The organism is Nocardia sp. Tas62D01, assembly GCF_055232035.1.
In genome coordinates, this window is record NZ_JBUYUZ010000001.1 from 6,030,673 (window position 1) to 6,051,907 (window position 21,235).

General features: G+C 65.2%; 25 protein-coding genes and 4 pseudogenes. 15 read left to right on the forward strand and 14 right to left on the reverse strand.

Translation table 11 applies throughout. From position 1 onward, the window contains the following. The gene (locus tag ACV7NQ_RS28650; protein WP_463362451.1) at positions 1-999 is read left to right on the forward strand and encodes an RDD family protein; all 999 of its coding nucleotides are present in this window, start codon (positions 1-3) and stop codon (positions 997-999) included. Between the two features lie 434 nt (positions 1,000-1,433). Here the strand turns inward: ACV7NQ_RS28650 and ACV7NQ_RS28655 are convergent, their stop codons facing one another. From ACV7NQ_RS28655 to ACV7NQ_RS28690, 8 genes are all read right to left on the reverse strand, one after another. Beyond that, on the reverse strand, positions 1,434-1,859 hold the full coding sequence (locus ACV7NQ_RS28655; RefSeq protein WP_463362452.1) for a hypothetical protein: 426 nt from the start codon (positions 1,857-1,859) through the stop codon (positions 1,434-1,436). Between the two features lie 91 nt (positions 1,860-1,950). Continuing rightward, the gene (locus ACV7NQ_RS28660) at positions 1,951-2,247 is read right to left on the reverse strand and encodes a hypothetical protein (protein ID WP_463362453.1); all 297 of its coding nucleotides are present in this window, start codon (positions 2,245-2,247) and stop codon (positions 1,951-1,953) included. 219 nt (positions 2,248-2,466) lie between these two features. Further along, positions 2,467-3,288 (reverse strand): DUF4352 domain-containing protein, encoded by an 822-nt coding sequence (locus ACV7NQ_RS28665; protein ID WP_463362454.1) that lies wholly within the window; start codon positions 3,286-3,288, stop codon positions 2,467-2,469. A gap of 255 nt (positions 3,289-3,543) precedes the next feature. Beyond that, complete coding sequence (locus ACV7NQ_RS28670; RefSeq protein WP_463362455.1) at positions 3,544-3,864, reverse strand: hypothetical protein; 321 nt, start codon at positions 3,862-3,864, stop codon at positions 3,544-3,546. Between the two features lie 62 nt (positions 3,865-3,926). After that, entirely contained in the window at positions 3,927-4,295 is a 369-nt protein-coding gene (locus ACV7NQ_RS28675) for a DUF732 domain-containing protein (RefSeq protein WP_463362456.1), read from the reverse strand. Between the two features lie 134 nt (positions 4,296-4,429). Beyond that, a complete protein-coding gene (locus tag ACV7NQ_RS28680; protein ID WP_463362457.1) occupies positions 4,430-5,026 on the reverse strand; it encodes a 3'-5' exonuclease in 597 nt (198 codons plus the stop codon). Beyond that, on the reverse strand, positions 5,023-5,607 hold the full coding sequence (locus ACV7NQ_RS28685) for a hypothetical protein (protein ID WP_463362458.1): 585 nt from the start codon (positions 5,605-5,607) through the stop codon (positions 5,023-5,025). Before ACV7NQ_RS28685 ends, ACV7NQ_RS28680 begins: the two co-directional genes overlap by 4 nt. Before the next feature lie 292 nt (positions 5,608-5,899). Continuing rightward, a complete protein-coding gene (locus tag ACV7NQ_RS28690) occupies positions 5,900-6,208 on the reverse strand; it encodes a hypothetical protein (RefSeq protein WP_463362459.1) in 309 nt (102 codons plus the stop codon). 169 nt (positions 6,209-6,377) lie between these two features. On the opposite strand from ACV7NQ_RS28690, the gene ACV7NQ_RS28695 reads away from it, so the two are divergent. From ACV7NQ_RS28695 to ACV7NQ_RS28710, 4 genes and pseudogenes are all read left to right on the forward strand, one after another. Beyond that, on the forward strand, positions 6,378-8,414 hold the full coding sequence (locus ACV7NQ_RS28695; RefSeq protein ID WP_463362460.1) for an N-6 DNA methylase: 2,037 nt from the start codon (positions 6,378-6,380) through the stop codon (positions 8,412-8,414). A 41-nt stretch (positions 8,415-8,455) separates the two neighbouring features. Next, positions 8,456-8,665: a type I restriction-modification system subunit M N-terminal domain-containing protein gene (locus ACV7NQ_RS28700; protein ID WP_463365855.1), complete on the forward strand. Its 210-nt coding sequence runs from the start codon at positions 8,456-8,458 to the stop codon at positions 8,663-8,665. A gap of 209 nt (positions 8,666-8,874) precedes the next feature. Next, positions 8,875-9,132: pseudogene (locus ACV7NQ_RS28705) on the forward strand (HsdM family class I SAM-dependent methyltransferase); the annotation flags it as partial. Positions 9,133-9,244: 112 nt separating this feature from the next. After that, positions 9,245-9,982, forward strand: coding sequence for an HsdM family class I SAM-dependent methyltransferase (locus tag ACV7NQ_RS28710; protein WP_463362461.1), 738 nt, complete (start codon positions 9,245-9,247; stop codon positions 9,980-9,982). Between the two features lie 232 nt (positions 9,983-10,214). On the opposite strand, the gene ACV7NQ_RS28715 is transcribed toward ACV7NQ_RS28710, so the two are convergent. Beyond that, entirely contained in the window at positions 10,215-10,721 is a 507-nt protein-coding gene (locus ACV7NQ_RS28715; protein ID WP_463366120.1) for a hypothetical protein, read from the reverse strand. On the opposite strand from ACV7NQ_RS28715, the pseudogene ACV7NQ_RS28720 reads away from it, so the two are divergent. After that, positions 10,722-11,496: pseudogene (locus ACV7NQ_RS28720) on the forward strand (transposase); the annotation flags it as partial. Between the two features lie 87 nt (positions 11,497-11,583). Here ACV7NQ_RS28720 and ACV7NQ_RS28725 read toward each other — a convergent pair. Beyond that, positions 11,584-12,570 (reverse strand): tyrosine-type recombinase/integrase, encoded by a 987-nt coding sequence (locus ACV7NQ_RS28725; RefSeq protein WP_463362462.1) that lies wholly within the window; start codon positions 12,568-12,570, stop codon positions 11,584-11,586. After that, positions 12,567-12,773 (reverse strand): hypothetical protein, encoded by a 207-nt coding sequence (locus ACV7NQ_RS28730; protein ID WP_463362463.1) that lies wholly within the window; start codon positions 12,771-12,773, stop codon positions 12,567-12,569. The genes ACV7NQ_RS28725 and ACV7NQ_RS28730 overlap by 4 nt, the downstream gene beginning before the upstream one ends. 157 nt (positions 12,774-12,930) lie before the next feature. Here ACV7NQ_RS28730 and ACV7NQ_RS28735 point away from each other — a divergent pair, with 157 nt between their 5' ends. The 5 genes from ACV7NQ_RS28735 to ACV7NQ_RS28755 are packed head-to-tail and all read left to right on the forward strand — an operon-like array spanning position 12,931 to position 16,034. Next, positions 12,931-13,653, forward strand: coding sequence for a hypothetical protein (locus ACV7NQ_RS28735; protein WP_463361357.1), 723 nt, complete (start codon positions 12,931-12,933; stop codon positions 13,651-13,653). Next, positions 13,629-14,129, forward strand: a complete 501-nt coding sequence (locus ACV7NQ_RS28740) for a tyrosine-type recombinase/integrase (RefSeq protein WP_463361358.1) — start codon at positions 13,629-13,631, stop codon at positions 14,127-14,129. The genes ACV7NQ_RS28735 and ACV7NQ_RS28740 overlap by 25 nt, the downstream gene beginning before the upstream one ends. After that, on the forward strand, positions 14,126-15,046 hold the full coding sequence (locus ACV7NQ_RS28745; RefSeq protein ID WP_463361359.1) for a tyrosine-type recombinase/integrase: 921 nt from the start codon (positions 14,126-14,128) through the stop codon (positions 15,044-15,046). The genes ACV7NQ_RS28740 and ACV7NQ_RS28745 overlap by 4 nt, the downstream gene beginning before the upstream one ends. Continuing rightward, complete coding sequence (locus ACV7NQ_RS28750; protein WP_463361360.1) at positions 15,043-15,624, forward strand: site-specific integrase; 582 nt, start codon at positions 15,043-15,045, stop codon at positions 15,622-15,624. Before ACV7NQ_RS28745 ends, ACV7NQ_RS28750 begins: the two co-directional genes overlap by 4 nt. After that, on the forward strand, positions 15,555-16,034 hold the full coding sequence (locus ACV7NQ_RS28755; protein WP_463365856.1) for a tyrosine-type recombinase/integrase: 480 nt from the start codon (positions 15,555-15,557) through the stop codon (positions 16,032-16,034). The genes ACV7NQ_RS28750 and ACV7NQ_RS28755 overlap by 70 nt, the downstream gene beginning before the upstream one ends. A gap of 26 nt (positions 16,035-16,060) precedes the next feature. On the opposite strand, the gene ACV7NQ_RS28760 is transcribed toward ACV7NQ_RS28755, so the two are convergent. Together ACV7NQ_RS28760 and ACV7NQ_RS28765 are read right to left on the reverse strand one after the other, a co-directional pair. Further along, positions 16,061-16,843 carry a tyrosine-type recombinase/integrase gene (locus ACV7NQ_RS28760; protein WP_463362464.1) on the reverse strand — a complete coding sequence of 261 codons (783 nt, stop codon included), beginning with the start codon at positions 16,841-16,843 and terminating at the stop codon, positions 16,061-16,063. Continuing rightward, a complete protein-coding gene (locus ACV7NQ_RS28765) occupies positions 16,840-18,081 on the reverse strand; it encodes a tyrosine-type recombinase/integrase (protein ID WP_463362465.1) in 1,242 nt (413 codons plus the stop codon). Before ACV7NQ_RS28765 ends, ACV7NQ_RS28760 begins: the two co-directional genes overlap by 4 nt. Positions 18,082-18,202: 121 nt before the next feature. On the opposite strand from ACV7NQ_RS28765, the pseudogene ACV7NQ_RS28770 reads away from it, so the two are divergent. The 3 genes and pseudogenes from ACV7NQ_RS28770 to ACV7NQ_RS28780 form a co-directional block, all read left to right on the forward strand. Beyond that, positions 18,203-18,349 (forward strand): annotated as a pseudogene (locus ACV7NQ_RS28770) (IS1380 family transposase); the annotation flags it as partial. A 541-nt stretch (positions 18,350-18,890) separates the two neighbouring features. Then, positions 18,891-19,706 carry an IS21-like element helper ATPase IstB gene (istB, locus tag ACV7NQ_RS28775; RefSeq protein ID WP_463362466.1) on the forward strand — a complete coding sequence of 272 codons (816 nt, stop codon included), beginning with the start codon at positions 18,891-18,893 and terminating at the stop codon, positions 19,704-19,706. A gap of 105 nt (positions 19,707-19,811) precedes the next feature. Continuing rightward, positions 19,812-19,986 (forward strand): annotated as a pseudogene (locus ACV7NQ_RS28780) (transposase); the annotation flags it as partial. Positions 19,987-20,183: 197 nt separating this feature from the next. On the opposite strand, the gene ACV7NQ_RS28785 reads toward ACV7NQ_RS28780, so the two are convergent. Then, on the reverse strand, positions 20,184-20,537 hold the full coding sequence (locus ACV7NQ_RS28785) for a hypothetical protein (RefSeq protein WP_463362467.1): 354 nt from the start codon (positions 20,535-20,537) through the stop codon (positions 20,184-20,186). 150 nt (positions 20,538-20,687) lie between these two features. Between ACV7NQ_RS28785 and ACV7NQ_RS28790 the strand changes: the two genes are divergently transcribed. Next, entirely contained in the window at positions 20,688-21,020 is a 333-nt protein-coding gene (locus ACV7NQ_RS28790) for a hypothetical protein (protein WP_463362468.1), read from the forward strand. Positions 21,021-21,235: the final 215 nt, after the last annotated feature.

Below are 21,235 nucleotides of genomic sequence, written 5' to 3' on the forward strand. Positions count from 1 at the left end.
GTGGAAACATCATCAACGGCCGCATCCTGGCCAGCGACACGCGCCGCGTTGCGAAAGGGCGCGTTGTTGCCGTGGATGGCACTGGCCGCCGGGATTGTCAGCATCCCAGCATCGGTGATCTTCATCAATATGGGCGATCCTGGCCACAGTCCTTGGGTCCACCGTCTGTCCGCTCCCGGGTGCATTTTGTCGGTAATCCTGTTCTGCACAGGAATTATCGGCGGATGCACGGTATGGATCAGGAGACGTACGAGGCGGATATTGCTGCGGCACCCCTGGTTGGAGTATCGAGTCGGCCATGTCACCAACGGCCGTTACGAGTGGGTTGAGCTGAAAGATGCAAACAATACCCGAATCTCACAATTGATCGTCAGCAGTTGGGTTCATCAAATAGGGGAGGTTGTCGATGACAGCTCTTCGATAGCGTGGTTCGCAGGCGATCCGCGCAAACGTGGGGTCATCTCGACACCAGGTGGAGCAAACCCACGATACGCTTATTATAGAGGCAATGCACCAGAAGAACCCCCGCGTATCGATAATAGAGAAGCCCACCTGTCACGACACGGCGGTAAAGATGATAGCCGCTACCCATCGGCGCGTGCGTTACGACGAGTCTTCGCATTCGTCATCGACTGGTCATTGCACTTCGGAATCGCCGCTGCGGTAGTCATATTGGGTAAAGGTATTATCCCACTTGCCGGAGGCGTTGCGCTCGGCGTCTGGTTGACGACCTCCTTTGCCGATCGAGTCATACTGCAAGGGGCATTTCACACGACCATCGGGAAGGCGCTGTTCGGTCTGTGCGTGATACAGCCTGGCGACGGCTCGTTTCCGTCATATGGCAGACTGACAAAGGTCTGGTTCATGAATTTGTATTTTTCTGTCATGCTACCCCTGGCATTATTCGGAGGCGATGGCCCGAGCCCCGACAATCTCAGCGACTACTTCCTGCCCGCGGTGCGACGTCGTGACCTTAGTGCGCAGACAGAACTCCAATAGCTTGCGAGCATTCCTGGGTGGCACCGGCACCACGTGTCCGGCTACACCGATTTCAGGGAGATGTTCTCACCCTTCTTCCACCAGCAACACCGCTGCCTGGAGATGCACCAGACAATCGTCGGGCCGGTGGTGGCGGTGGATGTGCTGCAGCTCCCGTGCCGGCGGCGGCAGGGGCGTAGTAGCGGCGCGCGTCGTCAGGCAGTCCAGCATCGGGATGCACCCAGCCGGCCGCTGTCATCAGCTCGGCACCAGCGCTGGCAAGGGCGCGACAAACGGCGTCGGTGTAACTGCCGCCTGCCGAACCCGAGGCCGGGGCGGTGACCGCGGTGTGTGCGTCGCCGAGTTCAGGGCGGCGAAGGAGATACCAACGAAGATGATCTCGAGCACGGGGCCTTCCGCGTTCGAAACCGGTTGAGCGAGAGGTCGTCTGATGTCTACTTGCGGCTGAAGATCCAGACGATCAACCACACCGGTGCCCACATCCCGCAGGTGAGCAGTGTGAGCATCAGATGCAGCCCGTGGTTGACTCCGCGGCGCACCTGTATCGTGCCGCCGACCGAGTTGTTCTGGGTGATGACGATCGGCATCTGCATCGGCATCGTGTACACCGGATAGGACGCCTGCTGCGGGTATCCCGGCGGCATGTGTTGCGGCGCAGCAGGATACGTGGGCGCCTGCGGATGTGGCTGCGGTGCCTGCTGGGGGATGGGCCGGGGCGGGTAGGCCACGTCCCGTGGCGCCGGGGGCTGGCCCTGCGTGGGCTCGACCGGCATATAGGGCGGCGTCCGGATATCCGGCGGCGCCGGCTCGCCGATGCCCGGCTGTCCGGGTGCGGGTTGTTTGTCGAGTGGTCCAGTCATGTCTGTTCGACTCCTGCGGTCGTGTGGAGCGGCCAGCTGGGCCGCCGACGGGATCACCGGCGGCCTCGGGGCTGACCCGGCGGGACGGGAGCTAGGACAGCCCGTCGAAGCTGCCGGTCGCCATGAGGACGAGCAAGTGCAGCGGGATCTCCGGGTACGGCACGATCGACAGCCGATACACGCCGTTGTTCAGCCGATCGCACAGCACTACCGAGTTCGGCACGCTGCCGATGGCGGCTTTGTCGGCGTTGCAGGCGTATTCGGCGCCGTACCCGGAGTAGTGGCGGATGCGGGTCTCCGCGGCGGCCGATCCGGCGTTCGCGGTGGCGATCGCACCGGTGGCGAGGAGCGCGGCGGCGTAGACCGCGGCGCGGGTGGACTTGTGCATCGTTACCTCGAAAAGTTGGTGGAATGGTTCGGTGTCAGGGGTGTCTGCCGGCGGTGGCTGGCGGCGACCGTCGCTGTCGACTTCGAGAGCTGGTATTCGCCGGTCGCCCCCGACCACACGACGGTCCCGGCGATGATGTGCGGACATGTCACGGTGTTCGGCCGGTGCGCGGCACCGATGGCGAGGCGAGTCGGGAAGCCGGTGGGTGCGGGTCGAGGTCTACTGACGCAGCGACACCGTGACCCCGCCGGAGAAGAGTGAATCGTGCAGCACGATCCGCTGCGGCTCGGCATCGGGCGGCAGATCGAAGACCATCTGTGCGGTAATCGTGTTGCCCGGATTGATTTCCGCGTAGAGGCTGGTGTCGGCCTGCAGATTGATCGCGGCCGCGGAGTCGTTGCTGAACTTGCGGTTCCGGGAGTCGAAGACGTACTGGTCGCCGGGGGAGAACCCGTACGGCACGCCCGAGGTGTTGCGCACGGTGATCGACACGATGGTGTAGGAGCCCTGGGCGGTCTTCCGCAGATACGGGTTGGTGCCGATCTGCTGCAGACCGGACTGGACCTCGGTGACCACGAACTCGAACTTGCCGTCGCGGACAGGGGTGTTCAGTCCGGGAGTTGGTGGTGCGGGAGCAGGCGCCGGTGCAGGTGCCGGCGCGACGGGTTCTCTGCGGTCGCCGGGAGCTGCGGTGGATGAGGTCCGGTTGGCGCTCTTGTCACCCTGCCCGGCGAGCATGCCGACTCCGCCGCAGATCAGGATGATTGCACCGATGACGATCAGGATGATCAGGCCTGCGCCCAGCTTCTTACGCGTCGTTCCGTGCCCTGGTGGTACAGGATGCGGCGGCATGCCGGAGTACTGCGGCGGGACGCCGAGCTGATGCGGCGCGACAGGGTTGTGCGGCGCGACAGAGCTCTGCGGTGGGATGGGGCTCTGCGGTGGGATGGGGCTCTGCGGTGGGATGGGGTTGCGCGGTGGGACGGGGTTCTGCGGTGGGATGGGGTTGTGCGGATAAGGCGGGGGCTCGGGGTAATTCACGGCGTCTCCGTGTTCGGAATGGTTCGGGATGGGTTGATCGGTCGGCCCGGTCGCGGCCCGGTGCTGCCGGGCCGCGGCGGATTCGGAATTCCGATGGGGTCTGCGTCGCGGACCCGGTGCTATTCGCGCACCCACTCGCAGCCGGTGACGTTGATGACGTCGCCCGCGTCGATGTGTGAGCAGGTATTCGCCGGTCGCCCCCGACCACACGACGGTCCCGGCGATGATGTGCGGACCGAAGGTAGGGCGTCACGGTTACGGCTCGTGAACCCAATCGCAGCCGCTCACCGTGATGACGTCACCCGCATGGAGCTGCACGAAGGACTGGCCCTCATATGCCTGGATGTCGATCAGCTCGGACGACCGCGCCCCCTTGTAGGGCAGCCACTCGATGTAGCAGGCGCCGTAGTCGCTCGGCCTCGGGCCGGGGGTGCTGTACAGGCCGGGCAGAACATCCGTCCCGACGACTTGCGTTCCTTGCTGGAGTCGGGTTCGAGGTTCGGCGTGCGCGTTGCCCGCGGCGATGATCACGGCGAGGCCGATGCCGAGAATTGTGGCGAAAAGTTTGCGTATCAACGGATTTCACTCCTTCAGGGTCCAGCTTGGGGGAGCCGGTCGGTGGGTCGGCGGGGTCGTGGCTACAGGGCGTTGTGCGGGCAGTAGGCGTCGATCGCGGCATCCAGGAAGATGTACGGGTAGTCGACCGTGCCGCGCGAGCGCTCCGCGAGCTTGATGTGATTGGCGGCCGAACTGCCGTAAGTGTCGAGCCACTGGCACTGGGCGTGGGCGAGCCCGATGGCGGAGTTCTGCACGTCCCAGCTCTTTTCGTCGTAGTAGCTCAACCGCAGGAAGAGCTGATCGGTGTAGCTGCGCTGCGGTCCCGCGCTGCCGGAACTGCCGGAACTGCTCCCCGCCGAGCCGGAGTTGAGCGGCGCGGCCTCGGCGAACTGCGCACCACCCAGGATCAGGGCGGTGGACGCTACTGCGGTGACAAGGATTCTTTTCATCGGGACTCCTCACGAGGCGGGTTGTCGAGCGGGTTGGTCATCTGGGTGGGCTCTTTCGTGTTGGTCGGTCGCGGATGCGCGGCGCCTGGTCACCGGGTGGTGGTGTGTGGGGCGGCTGGGTGCGTGAAACGTGCTCATCGGCATCCCCGGTTGCCCGCGGGGCTGATGTGTCCGAGTCGAGTGCCGGTAACCCGCGCGAGCTCGGCCAGGTTGCTCACACCCGTGCGTGTCGCGAGACCGACGGCGATGTCCGCGGCCGCGGCGGCGTCCGAACCGGCGTCGTGATGGTTGTCCAGCGCGATGCCGAGTGCCTCAGCAACAGGTTTCAACCCGTGTTTGGGCAGTGGCAGTTGCCTTTTCGCCCAAACGAGCGTGCATCCGTAGTGCCACGTCGGCACGGTCACACCGCTGTGCGCGCACGCCTGGCCGACTGCGTTCATGTCGAAGGCCGCGTTGTGCGCCACCACCGGAAGACCGGTGATCGCGTCGAGTACCTCCGGCCACCGCTGCGCGAAGGTCGGCTGGTCGGCGACCATCGCGGCGGTGATCTTGTGGATGCGCACGTTGAAGGGGGCGAAGGTGCCGACGTCCGCCGGCGGGCGGCACAGCCACGAATGCGTCGCCACCCGCACTCCGTCGCGCACGATCGCGACACCGATCGAGCAGATGCTGCCGTATTGAGGGTTCGCGGTCTCGACGTCGAAGGCGGCAAACGACAGGTTCGTGGTCATCGGATCTCCGCCAGGGGCAGCGGGCGGGGGTTCGGCCCGCCGAGGTCGACCAGGTATGCACGCGTAAGCCGCAGCGCTTCGAACGTGGCCCAGGCGTCAGCCAGCTCCGCGAGGCCCCGCGCCAGCGTCAGGACCCGTTCGATGAGTTCGTCGGATGACCTGGCAGTGCTCGGTGCCGCGGCCGGATGGTGAACGACCGGCCAGTCTGGCCGGACCAACAGGCTCCGCACCGTGGCTTGGTGCTCGCTGAACTTCTTGTCCGCCCGGTCGATGTGGGCGTGTACCGAGCGCACGGTGGCGTCCACGTCGACCACCATCGAACTCGTGATCCCTTGGGGGAGAACCACGTCGACGGAGCAGTGGACGGCGGGGCGGTTGTGCGCCAGGTTCCGAATGGTCTCGACCTGGTCGGTGTCCACCATCCAGGCGCCGATCAATCGGGACAGGGCGCGGTCCGGACCGACGCCGACATGCCAGACGGCGAGGCCATCGTCGGAGTGGTCGAGTACGACCAGCGGCGAGAAATGTTCTGGGGGAGCGGTTTTCGACTCGCTCGCATTGGTTGCTCCGGGTGTATGCATGGTTCCTCGATCGTGTTGATGCTGAAAGTCGCACGGCTTCACATGGCCGTGCGTCGCCCGCCGACCGGATCGCCTGGCGGCGCGACGGTCGAGCGTCCGAGCTGATGGGGTGCTTGCCCGCTCGGCGGCTGGTGCGACGAAACCTGGTTGTATTTCGGGTTTCGAGATCGCTTTATGGGATGTCAGTGGCGCGATCGCAGTTGCCGCACTGCATTTGCTGGTTGGCGAGGTGGAAGCCGACGCTGATCGGACAGCGGTGCACCAGTAGCTCGTGTCGATGCGCGGCGCTTGGTCAGCGAGCGGTGGTGTGGTTTTGCGGCTGGCTGGTCAGGTGCCAGCCCGCGCAGATCGGGCATTCGTAGGTGCGCCGTTCCCGACGGCGCGGGTTGCTGCTGTCGAGACCGGCGAGGACGAGTTCGGCGTCGGCGTCGGCGGGGTAGCGGATCTTCCCGCTCGAGCAGCGGGAGCGCTGTGGTAGCGGTGGCAGGCGCTGTAGGTCGTTGCCGTCGCGGAGGGCGAGCGGTCGGTGGCCGCGGGCGGCGAGCCGTCCGCGGTTGCGGCATCGGCGACTGTCGCCTGGGCCGTGTCGATGCTTGCTCATGGCGAAACCCCCTGTACCGCAATGTGATTAGGAAAGATTTTGAGTGACCCGGGCCGGATCGGCCGGTGCAATGAACACTAAGCGTGTCTGAAAACATTGTCAATCATAAATCTGATGGTTGACTTCGGCATTGCGTTCCGGGAAGCTAGCTGCACACGAGAGGAGGGGTATGTCGGATACCGCCCCACTGGTCACCGCCGCGGAGATTTCCCGGCTGGCCGGTGTCACCCGCGCGACCGTCAGCAACTGGCGCCGCAGGCACCCGGGCTTTCCCGGTCCAGCCGGCGGCAGCGAGTCGCGGCCACTGTTCGACCTGCATCAGGTGCAGCGGTGGTTGAGCGAACACGGTGTCGCGGCGGCGGAATCGCCGTTGCAGCACTTGCGCACGGTGCTGCGATCCGAGGTGCCGCCGCAGGACATCCCCGAGCTGATGGAGTTGCTACCGAAATTCGCTGAGACGCGGGGCGTGGCCACAGCTTCGGGGAACGCGGGCGGAAAACTCGCGGACGCGGTCCGGGCCGCGGTCGACGATTCCGGGCCGGTGGCAACACTCCAGGTGCTGGCCGAGCGCGGGTTGGAGGAGAGCCCCACCACCGGCGCCTACCAGACGCCGCATGCGGTGGCGGCGTTGATGGTCGATTTGGTGGCAGCGGCCGCCGGGATCAGCCCGCGAGATGTGCTCGACCCTGCCTGTGGCAGCGGGACGCTGCTGGCCGAAGCGGCTCGAACGGGTGCGCGCGAATTCTATGGGCAGGACGTGCTTTCGGTGCAGGCGCGACGCACCGCCATGTTGTTGCGGGTGGCAGGCCACAGCTTCGATGTGCGCACCGGGGACAGCCTGTCCGCAGACGCCTTCCCCGGCCTCGAGGTCGACGCGGTGTTGTGCAATCCGCCCTACTCGCAACGGGATTGGGGGGCCGAAGAACTCGCGCTCGATCCGCGCTGGGAGTACGGAGTGCCACCCCGCGGCGAATCCGAAATGGCGTGGGTGCAGCACGCGCTCGGACATCTGCGACCCGGCGGCATCGCGGTATTGCTGCTGCCGCCCGCAGTCGCAGTGCGAAACTCCGGCCGCCGGATTCGGGCGGCCCTGCTGCGTGCGGGTGCGCTCCGCGCGGTGATCGCACTCCCTACGGGGGTGGCGACGCCACGGCATATCGGCCTGCAGTTATGGGTGCTGCGCCGTCCGGAAACCACCGGTCCGATACCAGACCAGGTGCTGTTCATTGATGCCGCACGTCTTCCGAAAGCGCAGGGCAACCGGCCGGAGTGGGATGCGGTCAGCAAGACCATCATCGACGCGTGGCGAGCTTTCGATCACGGTCCCCCCGACTCGGCAACGGTGCCCGATGTGGCGGCGGCGGTGCGCGTAATGGAGGTGCTCGACGAAGACGTCGATCTCACTCCCGCCCGCTACGTTCGGGCGCCGGTGGACCTCGAGCGGGTCCCAGGTGAGGTGAATGAATCGATCCGGGACCTCGCCGACGAGATGTCCGGTCTCGTGCGGGCCGTCGAAAGTGTGGGTTCCTGGTCGGCGGCGAGCGGAAAACCCTGGCGCACAGCCACCATCGCTGATCTGGCCGCGGGCGGAGCGTTACAACTCATCACCGCTGCGCCGGTGCAGGACGCCGATCATTTCGAGCTGAGCGCGGATGACGCGGCCCGGCCGGTACTTACCGCTCGCGATATCGTGACCGGTGGTCGGCCCTCGGGTGCGGTCGGCACGGATGCACCACCGCTGTCCGCGGTCATCTTCGAGGGCGATGTGCTGATGCCGCGAATCCGCAGCGACCGCGACGGCCGGGGCGCGGCTCGGGTTGCCAGTGCCGAGGACGACGGAGCCTGGCTCGGCGAACACGTCTTCCTGTTCCGCCCCGATCCGGAACGGCTCGACCCCTGGTTCCTGGCAGGTTTCGCGGGCAGTGCGGAAAACGCCAGCGCGATGCTGGGAACAACCATGATCCGCTTCGCTCCGCAGCGTATACGAATACCGTTGTTGCCGTTGGCGGAACAGCGGCGGTACGGCGACGCCTTCCGCCGCCTGCACGACTTGCGGATCGCTGCCCGCCGCGCCGGCGATTCGGCGGCGCGGGTGGCGGGTCTGGTCGCCGGGGGGCTCACCGCCGGGGCACTCGAGCCGCACAATACGAACACCGCGAGTTCTCCAGAACCGGCGGAGCCGAAACTTCGGAGAGGTAGGAAGTGAACACGAACAAGCACACGGAGCTGGCCAATCACGCCTGGTCGGTGGCGGATCTGCTGCGGGGTGACTACAAGCAGTCCGATTACGGCAAGGTGATCCTGCCGTTCACAGTGCTGCGGCGGCTGGAATGTGTGCTGGAGCCGACCCGGGATCGGGTGCTCGAGCAAGTAGGCAGAAGGAGGGGCTGGACATCGATCTGGACCCGTTCCTGCGCAAGGCATCCGGCACCGTCTTCTACAACATCACCGACCTGACGCTCAAGAAGGTCCTCGGCGACCCCTCCCACGTGGCCAAGAACCTGCTGAACTATCTCGGCGGATTCTCCGAGAACGCCCGCGAGGTGCTGGAAAAGTACGAATTCGCCCAGCAGATCAAACGACTCGATGGCGCGGGCCTGATCTACCAGGTGATCGGCAAGTTCGCCGACCTCGACCTGTGGCCCGAGTCGGTGTCGAACCACAATATGGGCTATGTATTCGAGGAACTGATCCGGCGATTCGCCGAACAGTCCAATGAGACTGCCGGCGAGCACTTCACACCGCGTGAGGTCATCGAGTTGATGGTGAACCTCCTGATCGCGCCCGATGCGGAACTGCTCGGCGTGCCGGGTGTCACCCGCCGAGTGCTGGACCCCGCCTGCGGCACCGGCGGCATGCTCAGCTCCGCTGATGAACACATCCGGGCGATGAATCCGCAAGCGCGCGTGGAAGTTTACGGTCAAGAACTCAACCCGGAATCGTGGGCGATCTGCCGATCGGACCTCATGATCAAGGGCCAGAACCCCGGACAATATCGCCTTCGGCAACTCCTTCAGCGACGACGGCCACCAGCGCTTGAAGGCCGACTACCTGCTCGCCAATCCGCCGTTCGGCGTGGAGTGGAAGAAGGTCAAGGACGCCGTCGAATGGGAGTACAAGAACCTCGGCGACTCCGGGCGGTTCGGCGCGGGACTGCCCCGCATCAACGACGGCTCACTGCTGTTCCTACAGCACATGCTGTCGAAGATGAAGCCGGTCGACGCTCATGGTGAGGGCGGCAGCCGGGTCGCGATCGTCTTCAACGGATCCCCATTGTTCACCGGTGCCGCCGAATCCGGTGGATCCAATATCCGCCGCTGGATTATCGAGAACGACTGGCTGGAAGCCGTTGTGGCGCTGCCGGATCAGCTGTTCTATAACACGGGTATCTCGACCTACTTCTGGATTCTCACCAACCGCAAGTCGGCCGAGCATCGTGGCAAGGTGGTGCTGCTGTATGCTCGTGACTACTGGCAGAACATGCGGAAGTCGCTGGGGGACAAGCGGAAACTGGTCTCGCCTCAGCAGATCGAGGAGATCACCCGGCTCTACGGCAACGCCCTCGAAGTCGCGGGTGACCCTGATCACCCGCTGCACGGCAAGGTGAAGGTCTTCCGGAACGAGGACTTCGGGTATCGGCGGATCACCGTCGAACGGCCGCTCAGGTTGCGATTCGAACTCACCGAGGAAGCGCTCGATCAACTCTCCGCCGCCGCGCAGGTGCGGAAGCTGTACAAGGACACGGACGACCAATGCCACTTAGCTTGTGCCTGACAGTGCTTTGACCTGCGGTTTCCCTGTTGTTGTGGTGATGAAGCTGTGGTTGGCGAGACGGACGGTGGCGGGGCCGTTGTGTCGGGTTCCTTTGTGGCCCAGGCGTTTCACCGGGTAGCTGTTGTGTCGGGCGCGTTTGACGACGCGGGGGTAGTCGCGGTGGCGGATCGGGTTGAGGTTGCGTCGGCCGGTGGTCTGGGCACCGAGTTCGGCGCGCGCCTGTTGCTGGTGGTCAGGGGGAAAAGGCTTCCGGATCGGCGAGCCTGTCGCCGATGATGCGGAAGGTGTTCGTGAATTCGACCCGGTCGGGGTCGATACCGGTTTCCTCGGCGGCTTGGCAGATGGACGCGCAGACCGCGTAGTGGGCGAGCAGGTAGCCGTAGATCTCCTGACGCACCATCTCGGGACTCTTCGACCGCAAAACCCTTGCAGGACCGCGCATCTGGGTTTTGATCTCATTATTCGCCGCCTCGTGTTGCCACCGCTGATGGTAGGCCTCGGCGAGCATCGGGGCCGGGGCCTTCATCGGGTCGAGAATGCTGGTGAGCAGGCAGATCAGGTCCCCGGAGCCTCGATCGGGCACCTCGTATTCAACCGCCCGCGCCAACCGCGCCCGCTCGGATGCGTCGGCGAGGTCATCCCCGGCACGAGCACGTTCAAGCAGCCGCGCCCGTTCGGGTTTGCCGACACCGGGCGCGAACAACACGGTCAGATACGAGCCGTCCCCGCAGCCGGACACGACCGGCAAGCTGCTGATGCACCGAAGGTGCTGGCCGCGATCGAGGCCGCGCGCGGCACCGCCCGTGCCGCGGCGTGGCGCTCCGCTGGCCGGCAAGCTCCCGATCACGGGATCGATGCCGATCATCCGCTGGTCATCGACCTAGACGCCAGCCTGCTGGACGCGCATTCGGAGAAACAGAACGCGGCTGCGACCTTCAAAAAGGGGTTCGGTTTCCATCCGTTGCTCGGGTTCATCGACCACGGCGGCGCCGGCACCGGCGAACCAGCGGCGATGCTGCTACGTGCGGGCAACGCCGGCGCCAATACCGCTGCCGACCATAAGCAGGTGCTCGCGAAAGCACTCGGGCAGTTGCCGTGGCAGCCCGGTTACCGGGTGGGCCGAAAAGTGTTGGTGCGCACCGACGGTGGTGGCGGCACGCACGAGTTCGTGGGCTACTGCCAGGCCCGGCACCTGCAGTACTCGCTCGGGTTCACCCTCACCGACGCCCTCGTCGAGGCGGTCGACAAGGTTCCGAAGAAGGTGTGGACACCGGCCTATGACGCCGACGGGCAAGTCCGCGAGGGCGCGTGGGTCGCCGAGATCACCCACCTGGCCGACCTGTCGGGCTGGCCGCCGGGGATGCGGCTGATCATCCGGAAGGAACGCCCGCACCCCGGTGCGCAACTACGGTTCACCGACGTCGACGGGCTCGACCGCGTTCGTCACCAACACCCGCCGCGGCCAGCTCCCCGATCTGGAACTACGCCACCGCCGCCGCGCCCGCTGCGAGGATTATCCCGATCCCCGGATTATCCCATTTTTGGGTTGTTGCTGGTAGGGGCTGTTTTGGTGGAGTGGATGTCGGGATAATCCAGGTAGGTCAGAGGGCTTCGAGGAACGCGATGAGCGATCCGGTGGTTGGTATCGTCCAGGCGCGGTCGGGGTCGGCATGGTTCTGTCCAGGGCTTTCTGTTTGAGTTCGAGGTCGGCGTGGAGGTAAATGCTGGTGGTGTCGACCTTTTCGTGGCCGAGCCATAGCGCGATGACCGCGGTGTCGACCCCGGCGTGGAGTAGGCGCATGGCGGCGGTGTCGCAGGACGTGGGGTGTGACGTTCTTGGCAGCGAGGGTGGGGCAGGTCGTGGACGCGGCGGCGGCGTGGATGGCGACTCGTTGGGCCAGGGCGTGGGGGCTGAGCGGGCCGCTGCGGTTGGTGGTGAACAGTGGGCTGTAGGGGTCGTCGGGTTGTTCGTTCATCCAGTCGCGCAGGACGGTGACGGTGGTGGCGTTCAGGGGGGTGATGCGGTCCTTGCGGCCTTTGCCGTGGCAGCTGATGTGGGCTCCGGTGCCGAGGTGGACGTCTCGGCGGGTCAGCGAGGTCAGCTCCGATGCGCGTAGCCCGGTTTGGATGGCGAGGTGGAGGATGGCGTGGTCGCGGCGTCCGGTGCGGGTGTCGCGGTTGGGCGCGCCCAGCAGGGCGCGGGTTTCGATGTCGGTCAGGTGGGTGATGATGGTGCGGTCGCCGCGTTTGGCGGGGATGGCCAGGACTCGTTGGATGTCGGCGGCGTGCTCGGGGTGATGGAGCGCGGCGAACGCGAACAACGAGTGGATCGCGGCGAGCCTCGCATTACGGGTGCGGACGCTGTTTCCCCGATCGCGCTCCAGGTGGTCGAGGAACGCCGACACCGTCGTTGCGTTCAGATCGCCGAACTCCAGCCGATGGCACGGAGTTCGGGTGAGTTCGGCGGCGTATGTCAGCAGCATCCGCACCGTGTCGCGGTAGGCGCGGATGGTGGCTGGACTGGATCGGCGTTGCGCGATCAGCCGTTCGGTGAAGAATGCCTGCACGGTCGCAGCGATGGTTGTCATGATGGATCACCGCTGTCGGCGAAGTGGGTTTCGAGTCGTTGGGCGGCCTCGGCGAGCAGTTCCGGGGTGGCGGTGAGATACCAGTAGGTGTTCGCTGGACAGACGTGACCGAGATAGGTTGACAGCAGCGGCATTCTGGCGTCGATGTCGCCGCCGTCGCGATACCAGTCCAGCAGTGTGCGCACCGCGAACGTATGCCGCACGATTATGCCGACCTGCGTGTTGTGCCGATCTCCGCTGAAAGGTGTTGTCGGGTGGCGTGATCGCCGCATCGAGGTCGGCATAACGATGTTGGCGTGAGGATCGTCTTCTTCCGGTTTATCGAGAGAGGAGACGGTCATGGCCAGGGCGAGAAGCAGGGTGAGCAGGGTTTCGATCGCGGGTCCGTTGGCCCCGTTCGCGGGTGCGTATGAGCGGGAGCTGAGACGACGCAGCTATACGCCGCTGACGGTGGTGCCCCAATTGCGTCAGCTGGCGCGGTTGAGCGGCTGGCTCAGGGACAACGGGTTCGGGGTGGCCGAGTTGAACGTTGAGCTCGTCGAGGATTTCCTCGCCGCTCAGCGCGACGGTGGGCGGCACCGTGCGCAGTGGTCGCGTCCGGGTCTGTTGTGCGTGTTGGATGTGCTGCGGGAACTGGGTGTGACCGCCGTTGGGCAGCAGGCGGCGATGTCGCCGGTGGATGCGCTGATCGCCGCGTTCGAGGGTTATCTGGTTGCCGAGCGGGGCTTGGCGGCGGGCACGATCCGGGGGTACTGCGGCCACGCGCGTCGGTTCGTGGGTGGGTTGCCCGGCGGAGCGGACCTGGCCGGGGTGCGGGCCGCCGAGGTGACCGTGGCGGTGTTGCGCGAGTCCGCGGCGGTGTCGGTGAGCGCGACCCAGTACTTCGTGGCGGGGCTTGGGGTCGTTTCTGCGGTTCTGTTTCACCACCGGCTTGATGGAGACCGACCTGTCGAAGGCCGTGCTTGCCGCTACGACGACGGCGCAGCTCACCGCTGCCTCGGGGGATCGGGAGGGACAACGCGAAAGCGTTGCTGCGCTGTTGTGATCGTCGCACCGCGGTGGGGCGGGGTGATTACGCGATGATCGTCACGCTGCTTCGGTTGGGTCTGCGCCGCGCCGAGTTGGCGGGCCTGGCGCTCGAGGACATCGATTGGCGGGCAGAGGAGATTGTGGTGCGCGGGAAGGGTGGTCGGGTCGATCGGCTGCCGCTGCCGTGGGAGGTGGGTGAGGCGATCGCCGGCTACCTGCGGCGGGGCCGTCCACCTACCGATCGCAGGGAAGTGTTCCTGCGTGCCAGGGCACCGTATGCCCCGATCGCGGCCGGCACGGTCTCCTCGACGGTGCGCCGCGCGTGCCGCCGCGCGGGACTAGCCGAGGTCGGCGCGCATCGATTGCGTCACACCGCGGCGTGCGAGATGGTCGCCGCGCAGGTCCCGTTGACGCAGATCGCGCAGGTCCTGCGGCACCAAAGTCTGCAAACCACGGCGATCTACGCCCGCGTGGACGTTGAGCAGTTGCGGCAGTTGGCCGCCCCGTGGCCGGAGCAGGTGCGGCGATGAGCACATTGCATGCCCGTGTTCAGGACTATCTGCGGTTGCGTCGGGCGTTGGGGTTCAAGCTCGAACGCGAAGGCCGATGGCTGACCCAGCTCGCGGACTGGCTGGATCGGTCCGACACCCGGACGGTGACCAGCGATTCGGTCATCGCCTGGGCACAGCAATCCACCGACGCGGGCCCTAACCAGTGGGCCAAGCGGTTGGGGGTGGCTCGCCGGTTCTGTGCCTGGCTGGTCACCCTCGACCCCGCCACCGAGATACCCCCACCGGGGGTGTTCCCTGCCCACCGGCACCGACCGGCCCCCTATCTGTGGTCACCCGAAGAGATCGCTCGGCTGATCACGGGGGCGCGAGCGCTCGCTGCGCCGTTGCGTGCTGCCACCCACGCAACCTTGTTCGGGCTGCTTGCTGCCACGGGCATGCGCATCGGTGAGGCCGTCGCGATGCGCCGTAATGACGTCGACCTCGACGCCGGCGTCATCACGATCCGGCACGCCAAACTCGACCGCACGCGTCTGGTGCCGCTGCACCCCAGCACGATTGTCGCGTTGCGCGACTACGCCACCCAACGCGACAACCTGTGTCCGGCACCGCAGGCGGACACGTTCTTCGTCTCCACCGCCGGCACCGCCCTCGACCACAGCAGTGTCGGCAAAACATTCCGGACGATCACGACCTCGGCCGGCATCGCCACCACCGAAATCCACCCGCGCATACATGATCTCAGGCATAGCTTTGCCATGCGGACACTGCTCGGCTGGCAGCGGTCCGGGGCAGCCGTCGACGAACGCATCGCTGTCTTGTCGACCTACCTCGGGCACATCGCCCCGGCCGACACCTACTGGTATCTCGAGGCGTCACCGCAGCTCATGGCGCTGGCCGCGGACCGGTTGGACACATCGTCGGGTGCAGCCCGATGAGCGCCCTCGCGCCTGCACTGCAGGCATGGTTCACCGAACGGCTCATCCGCCAACGCGCCGCCGGCCCCAACACCATCGCCGCCTACAAGCTCACCTTCGGTCTGCTGCTCGGCTTCGCCGCCCAGCAGACCGGCAAAAAGCCCAGCGAGCTGGACATCGCCGACCTCGACGCGCCCCTGATCGCCGACTTCCTGCATCACCTCGAACACCAGCGGCACAACCGGACCACCACCCGCAACAACCGGCTCGCCGCGATCCACTCCCTGTTCGGCTACCTCGCGCTGCGCCACCGGCGAACACGCCGCGACCATCGCACGCGTGCTGGCGATACCACCCAAACGCGGCGAGCGTCGCCTGCTGTCCTACCTCACCGACACCGAGGTCGACGCGCTGCTGGCCGCTTGCGACCAACAGACCTGGACCGGTCGACGCGACCACGCCATGTTCACCCTCACCATCCAGACCGGATGAGCGGATTTCCGAAGTCACCGCACTCACCCGCGCCGACATCACCCTCACCACCGGCTCCCACCTCCACACCATCGGCAAAGGCAGAAAAGAACGACGAACACCCCTGACGCGGAGCACGAAAGCCGTGCTCAAAGCATGGCTCGCAGAAAGGCCCGCCAACCCGACCGATCCTCTGTTCCCCACCATCACCGGCGGGCGGCTCAGCCGCGACGCCATCGAGCACCGACTCGCCCACCACCTCACCCTCGCCGCCGCGGACTGTCCGTCCCTGCACGAAAAACACGTCACAATGCACACCCTGCGCCATACCGCGGCCATGCGACTACTACTGGCAGGCAACGACATCACCGTCATCGCCCTCTGGCTCGGACACCAACAGGTCGCCACCACCAACGCCTACCTCCACGCCGACATGACCCACAAACAGCAAGCCATAGACCGCGTCAAACCGCTCACCACCAAACAAGGCCGCTACCAACCACCCGACGGACTGCTCGCCTTCCTCGAAAGCCTCTGACCGTTATGCCGACCTCGATGCGGCGATCACGCCACCCGACAACACCTTTCAGCAGAGATCGGCACAACACGCAGGTCGGCATAATCGTGGACGCGGGGACGGCATCGGGGTGAGCGCGGTAGCAGTCCCGCTTCGCGTGTCAAGACCCGGAAAGTTGCCTCGATCAGGTGTCTGGTCAACGGTGTTCCCGCTCCCGTCACCAGCAGTGCGGCGCTGACCGGGTTCGGGAATTCCTGATCGCGCTGCCGACGGTAGTCCTCGATGGCTGCGACGGTGCTGGTATGCAGCGGCAGCAGACGTTGCTTGCCGAGCTTGGCGCGGCGCACCGTGAGCAGTGCGTCTGCGGGGTCGAAATCCGAGTCATCGAGACCGACGAGTTCCCCTATCCGCATCCCGGTCACCGCGAGCAACCCGATCGCGGTGGCTATCGTGGCCCGCCGCAACGGCGTCTTCAGATACTGGGCGCGTGCCATGACCGCGATCACATCGGTATCCGAATACAGGTACGGGACAGCGCGTTGCCGGTGACTGGGCATCAACCCGGGCGGTATCAACTCGTGGACCGGGTCGATTGTGTGTAGGTAGGCAGCGAAGCCTCGCACCGCGCTCACGCGGTCGCCCGAAGCGACCGGGGCGGCAGACAACCGGGCCCACGCGACTGTGGCATTCACGGTGACGGCGGGTATGCCCTGTTGGTCGAGCCAGGCGACGTAGCCGGACAGTCGTTGTCCGACCCGGGTGAGGCTGAAACCCATGGAACGTCGCAGTGTCAGGTAATCGATCAGTGCCTCAGCCAGATTCGCGGTCATGACAGTCCGGCTGTCGGCCAGGGCCGCGCCAACCCCCGCAGCGCGACGATGTCGACCTTCGCGTAGATTGCGGTGCTTTGTTGGCTGTGGTGGCGAAGCACCTGCCCGATCTCGGTCAGCGACGCACCCGCCGCCAGCATCGACGTGGCGACGGTATACCGCAATCGATGCGCATGCACCACGCCCAACCCGGCCCGACGGGCGATATCGCCGACCCGCTGGGTGACCCCGGTGCTGGTGAGACCCCGATGCGGCGCCTGGATCCGAATAAACAACCGGCGATCCAACGCATCGGGAGGACGGCCCCGCTGCACGTACTCGACAATCGCCATACCCACGTCGACGGGAAGCGGAATCAGGTCAACGCGGTGGCCTTTCCCCCTGATCACGATCTCGCCGTTGCGCCAATGGATGTCGTCGAGTTCGAGCCTGGCGACCTCGCAACTGCGCAAACCGACACGCGTTAGCAGCGTGAGCATCGCGTAGTCGCGCAACCCGCTTGGACAGCCCCGATCGCATGCCCCCAACAGCACCTCGACCTGCCCTGGCGGCAGCCCTCGGGCCAGTCCTCGACGGCGATTGGCCACCGCCGGAACCGCTGCGACCAACGACACCGCCGTCATGCCCTGCACATGCCAGTACCGCAACAGCGCCCGCAACGCGGTAGCCGAGCGCTGCACCGATTTCGGTGACACTCGCCGTGACTGGGTGACTATAAACCCGGTCACCGCGCCAACCTGCAAGTTCCGCAGATCGCCACCGTCTCGCGCACACCAGTCGACGAACCCGGCAACCTCGCGAACATAACCCTCAGCCGTGCTGGCGCTCAGCCCGCGCTCACTGACCAGGTAGTCCCGAAACTGTCGCAGCAGTACCGCATCCGCGCTATCCGCCGTCGGCCGGTCCCATGTGAGCACTCCGAGCCCACGAAGATAGCCGAGCAACGGAGCCAGGGCTTTCGCCGAACGATGATCCCGATATCCGCGCTCATTGCGGGCAGACACGTATCTGCCCACCACCGACGGCGACAAATCCGGGACGTCCACGCCCTGTTCGACCATCCAACGGCTCAGGTGCGCAATCAAAACCAGTTGATGCACCGCCGACTCCTCGCAATAGCCCTGACGGGCCAGCTCAGCGGCGAACCCCTCAGCAAACCGCTCCAGCGGACCAACCACGATCGAACGCAACGCTTTGACCATGACGCTCTCCTCTCCGGCTACGGAAAGATCAAGCATCGACCGACCTGGATTATCCCGACATCCACTCCACCAAAACAGCCCCTACCAGCAACAACCCAAAAATATCGGGATAATCCGGGGATCGGGATAATCCTCGTTATCCCGATTTCGGGATAACGAGGACCGCATCCGCCACGCCAAAGACACCGGGCTGCGTAACCTTCCCTTCAAATCCTTTGATGCCAACCAGATTTGGATCGCCATCGTGCAACTCGCGATGGATCTCACCGCCTGGCTGCAAACCATCGCCCTATGTCGACTGCCAGGAGAAAGGGACCACCTCGGAGCCGTTTTTGCCATGAGCATGGGACCACCCTGTTTGCCACTGATGGGACCACCTGACTAGCGGTTTTGCCAGTTATGGGACCACCCGGCGTGGCTTCGGGGCTTCCGGTCGCTCGGCCGCTGTATTGGCCAAATGAGCTACCGGGAGGTTTCGGTGATCGAGATCAGGGAGATGCTGCTGCTGTGGCTGCAGGGTCGAGGGTTGCGGGAGGTGGCCCGGTTATCGGGCACCGACCGCAAGACTGCGCGCCGGTATGTGGAGATGGCGCAGTCGTGCGGGCTGGACCGCACTGGTGGTGTCGAGCAGCTGAGCGATGAGTTGCTGACGATGGTGATCGCCGGGGTGCGGCGCAAGCGCACCAATGGCAAGAGCGATGCATGGGAAACCGTTGCCGCGCAACGGGATCAGATAAAAGAGTGGCTGGATCAGGGCCTGACCTTGACCAAGATCCATATTCTGCTCGGCCGGCGCCGTCCCGGTTCGTCCGTTCCGCCACCGATTTCGCGGTCAGGAGGCCGTCATGAGCACCACCCGCCGTCCCGCCGCGTCTCCGGCGGTCAAACCCATCGAGATCACCCCGGAGCTGAAGTCGCTGATGCGGCGGCTCGAGCTCGGCCAACTGCTCGACACCCTCCCAGAACGGCTGGCCCTGGCCAGGTCGAATCGGTTGCCGCATCACGACTTTCTGGAGATGTTGTTCGCCGACGAGGTCGCCCGCCGCGATCGTGCTTCCGCGCAACGCCGCGCCAAGACCGCGCATCTGGACCCGCAGATGCAGCTGCAGGCATGGGACGACTCGACCGCGGTCACCTTCGACCGGGAACTCTGGGCCGAACTGTGCTCGCTGCGGTTCCTCGCCGACGCCTACAACGTGTTGATTATGGGACCGGTTGGGGTTGGAAAGACGTTCCTGGCCAACGCATTAGGGCACATTGCCGTCCGCCGCAATTACAGCGTTCACACCGAACGCGCCGACAAGCTGTTCAAACGGCTGCGCGGCGCACGCCTGGACGGCAGCTACGAAGACGAGATGCGCAAGCTGCACCGCGTCGACCTGCTGATCATCGATGACCTGGCACTCCACCGATTGGAGGCACCCGAGACCAACGACTTCTACGAACTGATCGTCGAACGCCACCGCAAAGCCTCCACGATCATCACCAGCAACCGCGAACCCCCAGAGATCCTGACCATGATGGCCGACCCGCTACTGGCGCAGTCCGCGATGGACCGGCTGCAATCTGCCGCCTACGAGCTCGTCGTCGAGGGCGAGTCCTACCGGCAACGCCAGAAGCCACGCCGCGGCAAACCTGCCGACCCGACACACTCGGATTGACCAACGGCCCGGTCGTCAGCCACCATCAGGACACGGCCCGCGACCGGACACAACCCGGTCCCATACTCATGGCAAACCAGTGGTCCCTTCACGCTGGCAGGCGACACCCTACACGATCATCCCGCCCGCCGCTGGGGAACCGAAAACCCTTCGGCTATGGCTGTTTTCACTCCCCGGACGCATCGCCCGCCACGCCCGCCGAACACGACTACACCTACCCCGGCACGCACCCACCACCGCACTACTCACCACCGCGATCGCCCGACTACAACCCGACTGACCAGCCAGAATCCGCCCCTCTGATCACCGAAAGGAACCCCACCGGGCCCGTGGAACCCGGCAGACACCCGCTGACCGGTCCAACCCCCGTTTGCCCATAAGCTGCCAGCAGCGCAGCAAAACCCAATCCGAACCCGATCACGCCAGGCCGCAGGCCGGGCGAAAGATCGAGGCTAGAGGCCATGATCGCGGGCAAGATCATCTGAGATCCAGGCACGGATAGCCCGGCGGGCCACTATCGCCCCACGTAATGGTCGCGCACAGCTGCTGTGCCGGAAGATACAGATTGTCCCAAGTGTAGGAGCGGTCACTCATGTATTTCGGCGACCACAACGCGCCCGAAACCTTTGTGATCAAACCGTACTGCCGCGAAAGATTCGAATTGCCGGTGTAAGAGATCTGTACCCGTGCGCCAGCGGCGACCGAACCCCAGATCTCGATACAGATGTCGCCGTTGCACCCTCTGGCATCGGCGGAGGCTTGCGCTGGAACCAGCGCTAGCCCGGTCAATGCCGCCAGCGTGGTTACGGCCAAGGTATTGACTCGTCGCAAATTGATTCGTTTGACTTGCAAACCACACCCCTCGGAAGCTGAACAGAGAACCGATGCCCACCAGCTCGGCGTGATCAGTGTTATCGAAGCAGTTCCCGTCTGTCAATGGCCATTTGTAGGTGGCTCTGGCACACATTCGCTGATCCGCTTGTGTCGATCACGCTGTGTTGCAACCAGATACGCTACAGATGCTTCATCGTGGTTGCGATCGGTTCAGCAGATTCGTTGGTGCAGTTGCTGTTTCCCCATTGGATGGGCATCCGGATCGAGGCCGTCGACACCACTGCTCGACGGGTGCGGATTGAGGCCACGACCTGTACCGAGAAGGCCGCATGCCCAGTCTGCGGTGTGTACTCCGATCGTGTTCACAGCCGCTACCGGCGCCGCATCGCCGACCAAAGCGTGTCCGGACGCGGTCAGATACGAGCCGTCACCGCGGCCGGTCACGACCGGCAGCGCCACGGTGTTGCCGACACGCCATAACAGATCCGCACCCGAACCCGCTGCCTCGCACCACAATTCGAAACTGTAGAACCCCTGGTCAGCTGGTGCGGTTCCAGCAACGGACTGCTGGGAATCGCTGCACCCGAACGCATGTGACGATCGCGTAGTGCACTGCAGTGCGGCTCTCGACGCCCCGTGTCGGTGGGCCTGCTGCGCGACGGCCTGGAGCCGGTCGGGCTCGGCGAGCAGTGGGT

Bases quoted from the DNA above. Each gene is read 5' to 3' on its own strand.
- ACV7NQ_RS28655 (WP_463362452.1), bottom strand. From the start codon at position 1,859: ATGACTGGACCACTCGACAAACAACCCGCACCCGGACAGCCGGGCATC.
- ACV7NQ_RS28660 (WP_463362453.1), bottom strand. From the start codon at position 2,247: ATGCACAAGTCCACCCGCGCCGCGGTCTACGCCGCCGCGCTCCTCGCC.
- ACV7NQ_RS28675 (WP_463362456.1), bottom strand. From the start codon at position 4,295: ATGAAAAGAATCCTTGTCACCGCAGTAGCGTCCACCGCCCTGATCCTG.
- ACV7NQ_RS28680 (WP_463362457.1), bottom strand. From the start codon at position 5,026: ATGACCACGAACCTGTCGTTTGCCGCCTTCGACGTCGAGACCGCGAAC.
- ACV7NQ_RS28685 (WP_463362458.1), bottom strand. From the start codon at position 5,607: ATGCATACACCCGGAGCAACCAATGCGAGCGAGTCGAAAACCGCTCCC.
- ACV7NQ_RS28690 (WP_463362459.1), bottom strand. From the start codon at position 6,208: ATGAGCAAGCATCGACACGGCCCAGGCGACAGTCGCCGATGCCGCAAC.
- ACV7NQ_RS28695 (WP_463362460.1), top strand. From the start codon at position 6,378: ATGTCGGATACCGCCCCACTGGTCACCGCCGCGGAGATTTCCCGGCTG.
- ACV7NQ_RS28725 (WP_463362462.1), bottom strand. From the start codon at position 12,570: ATGACAACCATCGCTGCGACCGTGCAGGCATTCTTCACCGAACGGCTG.
- ACV7NQ_RS28745 (WP_463361359.1), top strand. From the start codon at position 14,126: ATGAGCACATTGCATGCCCGTGTTCAGGACTATCTGCGGTTGCGTCGG.
- ACV7NQ_RS28750 (WP_463361360.1), top strand. From the start codon at position 15,043: ATGAGCGCCCTCGCGCCTGCACTGCAGGCATGGTTCACCGAACGGCTC.
- ACV7NQ_RS28760 (WP_463362464.1), bottom strand. From the start codon at position 16,843: ATGACCGCGAATCTGGCTGAGGCACTGATCGATTACCTGACACTGCGA.
- ACV7NQ_RS28765 (WP_463362465.1), bottom strand. From the start codon at position 18,081: ATGCTTGATCTTTCCGTAGCCGGAGAGGAGAGCGTCATGGTCAAAGCG.
- istB (WP_463362466.1), top strand. From the start codon at position 18,891: ATGAGCACCACCCGCCGTCCCGCCGCGTCTCCGGCGGTCAAACCCATC.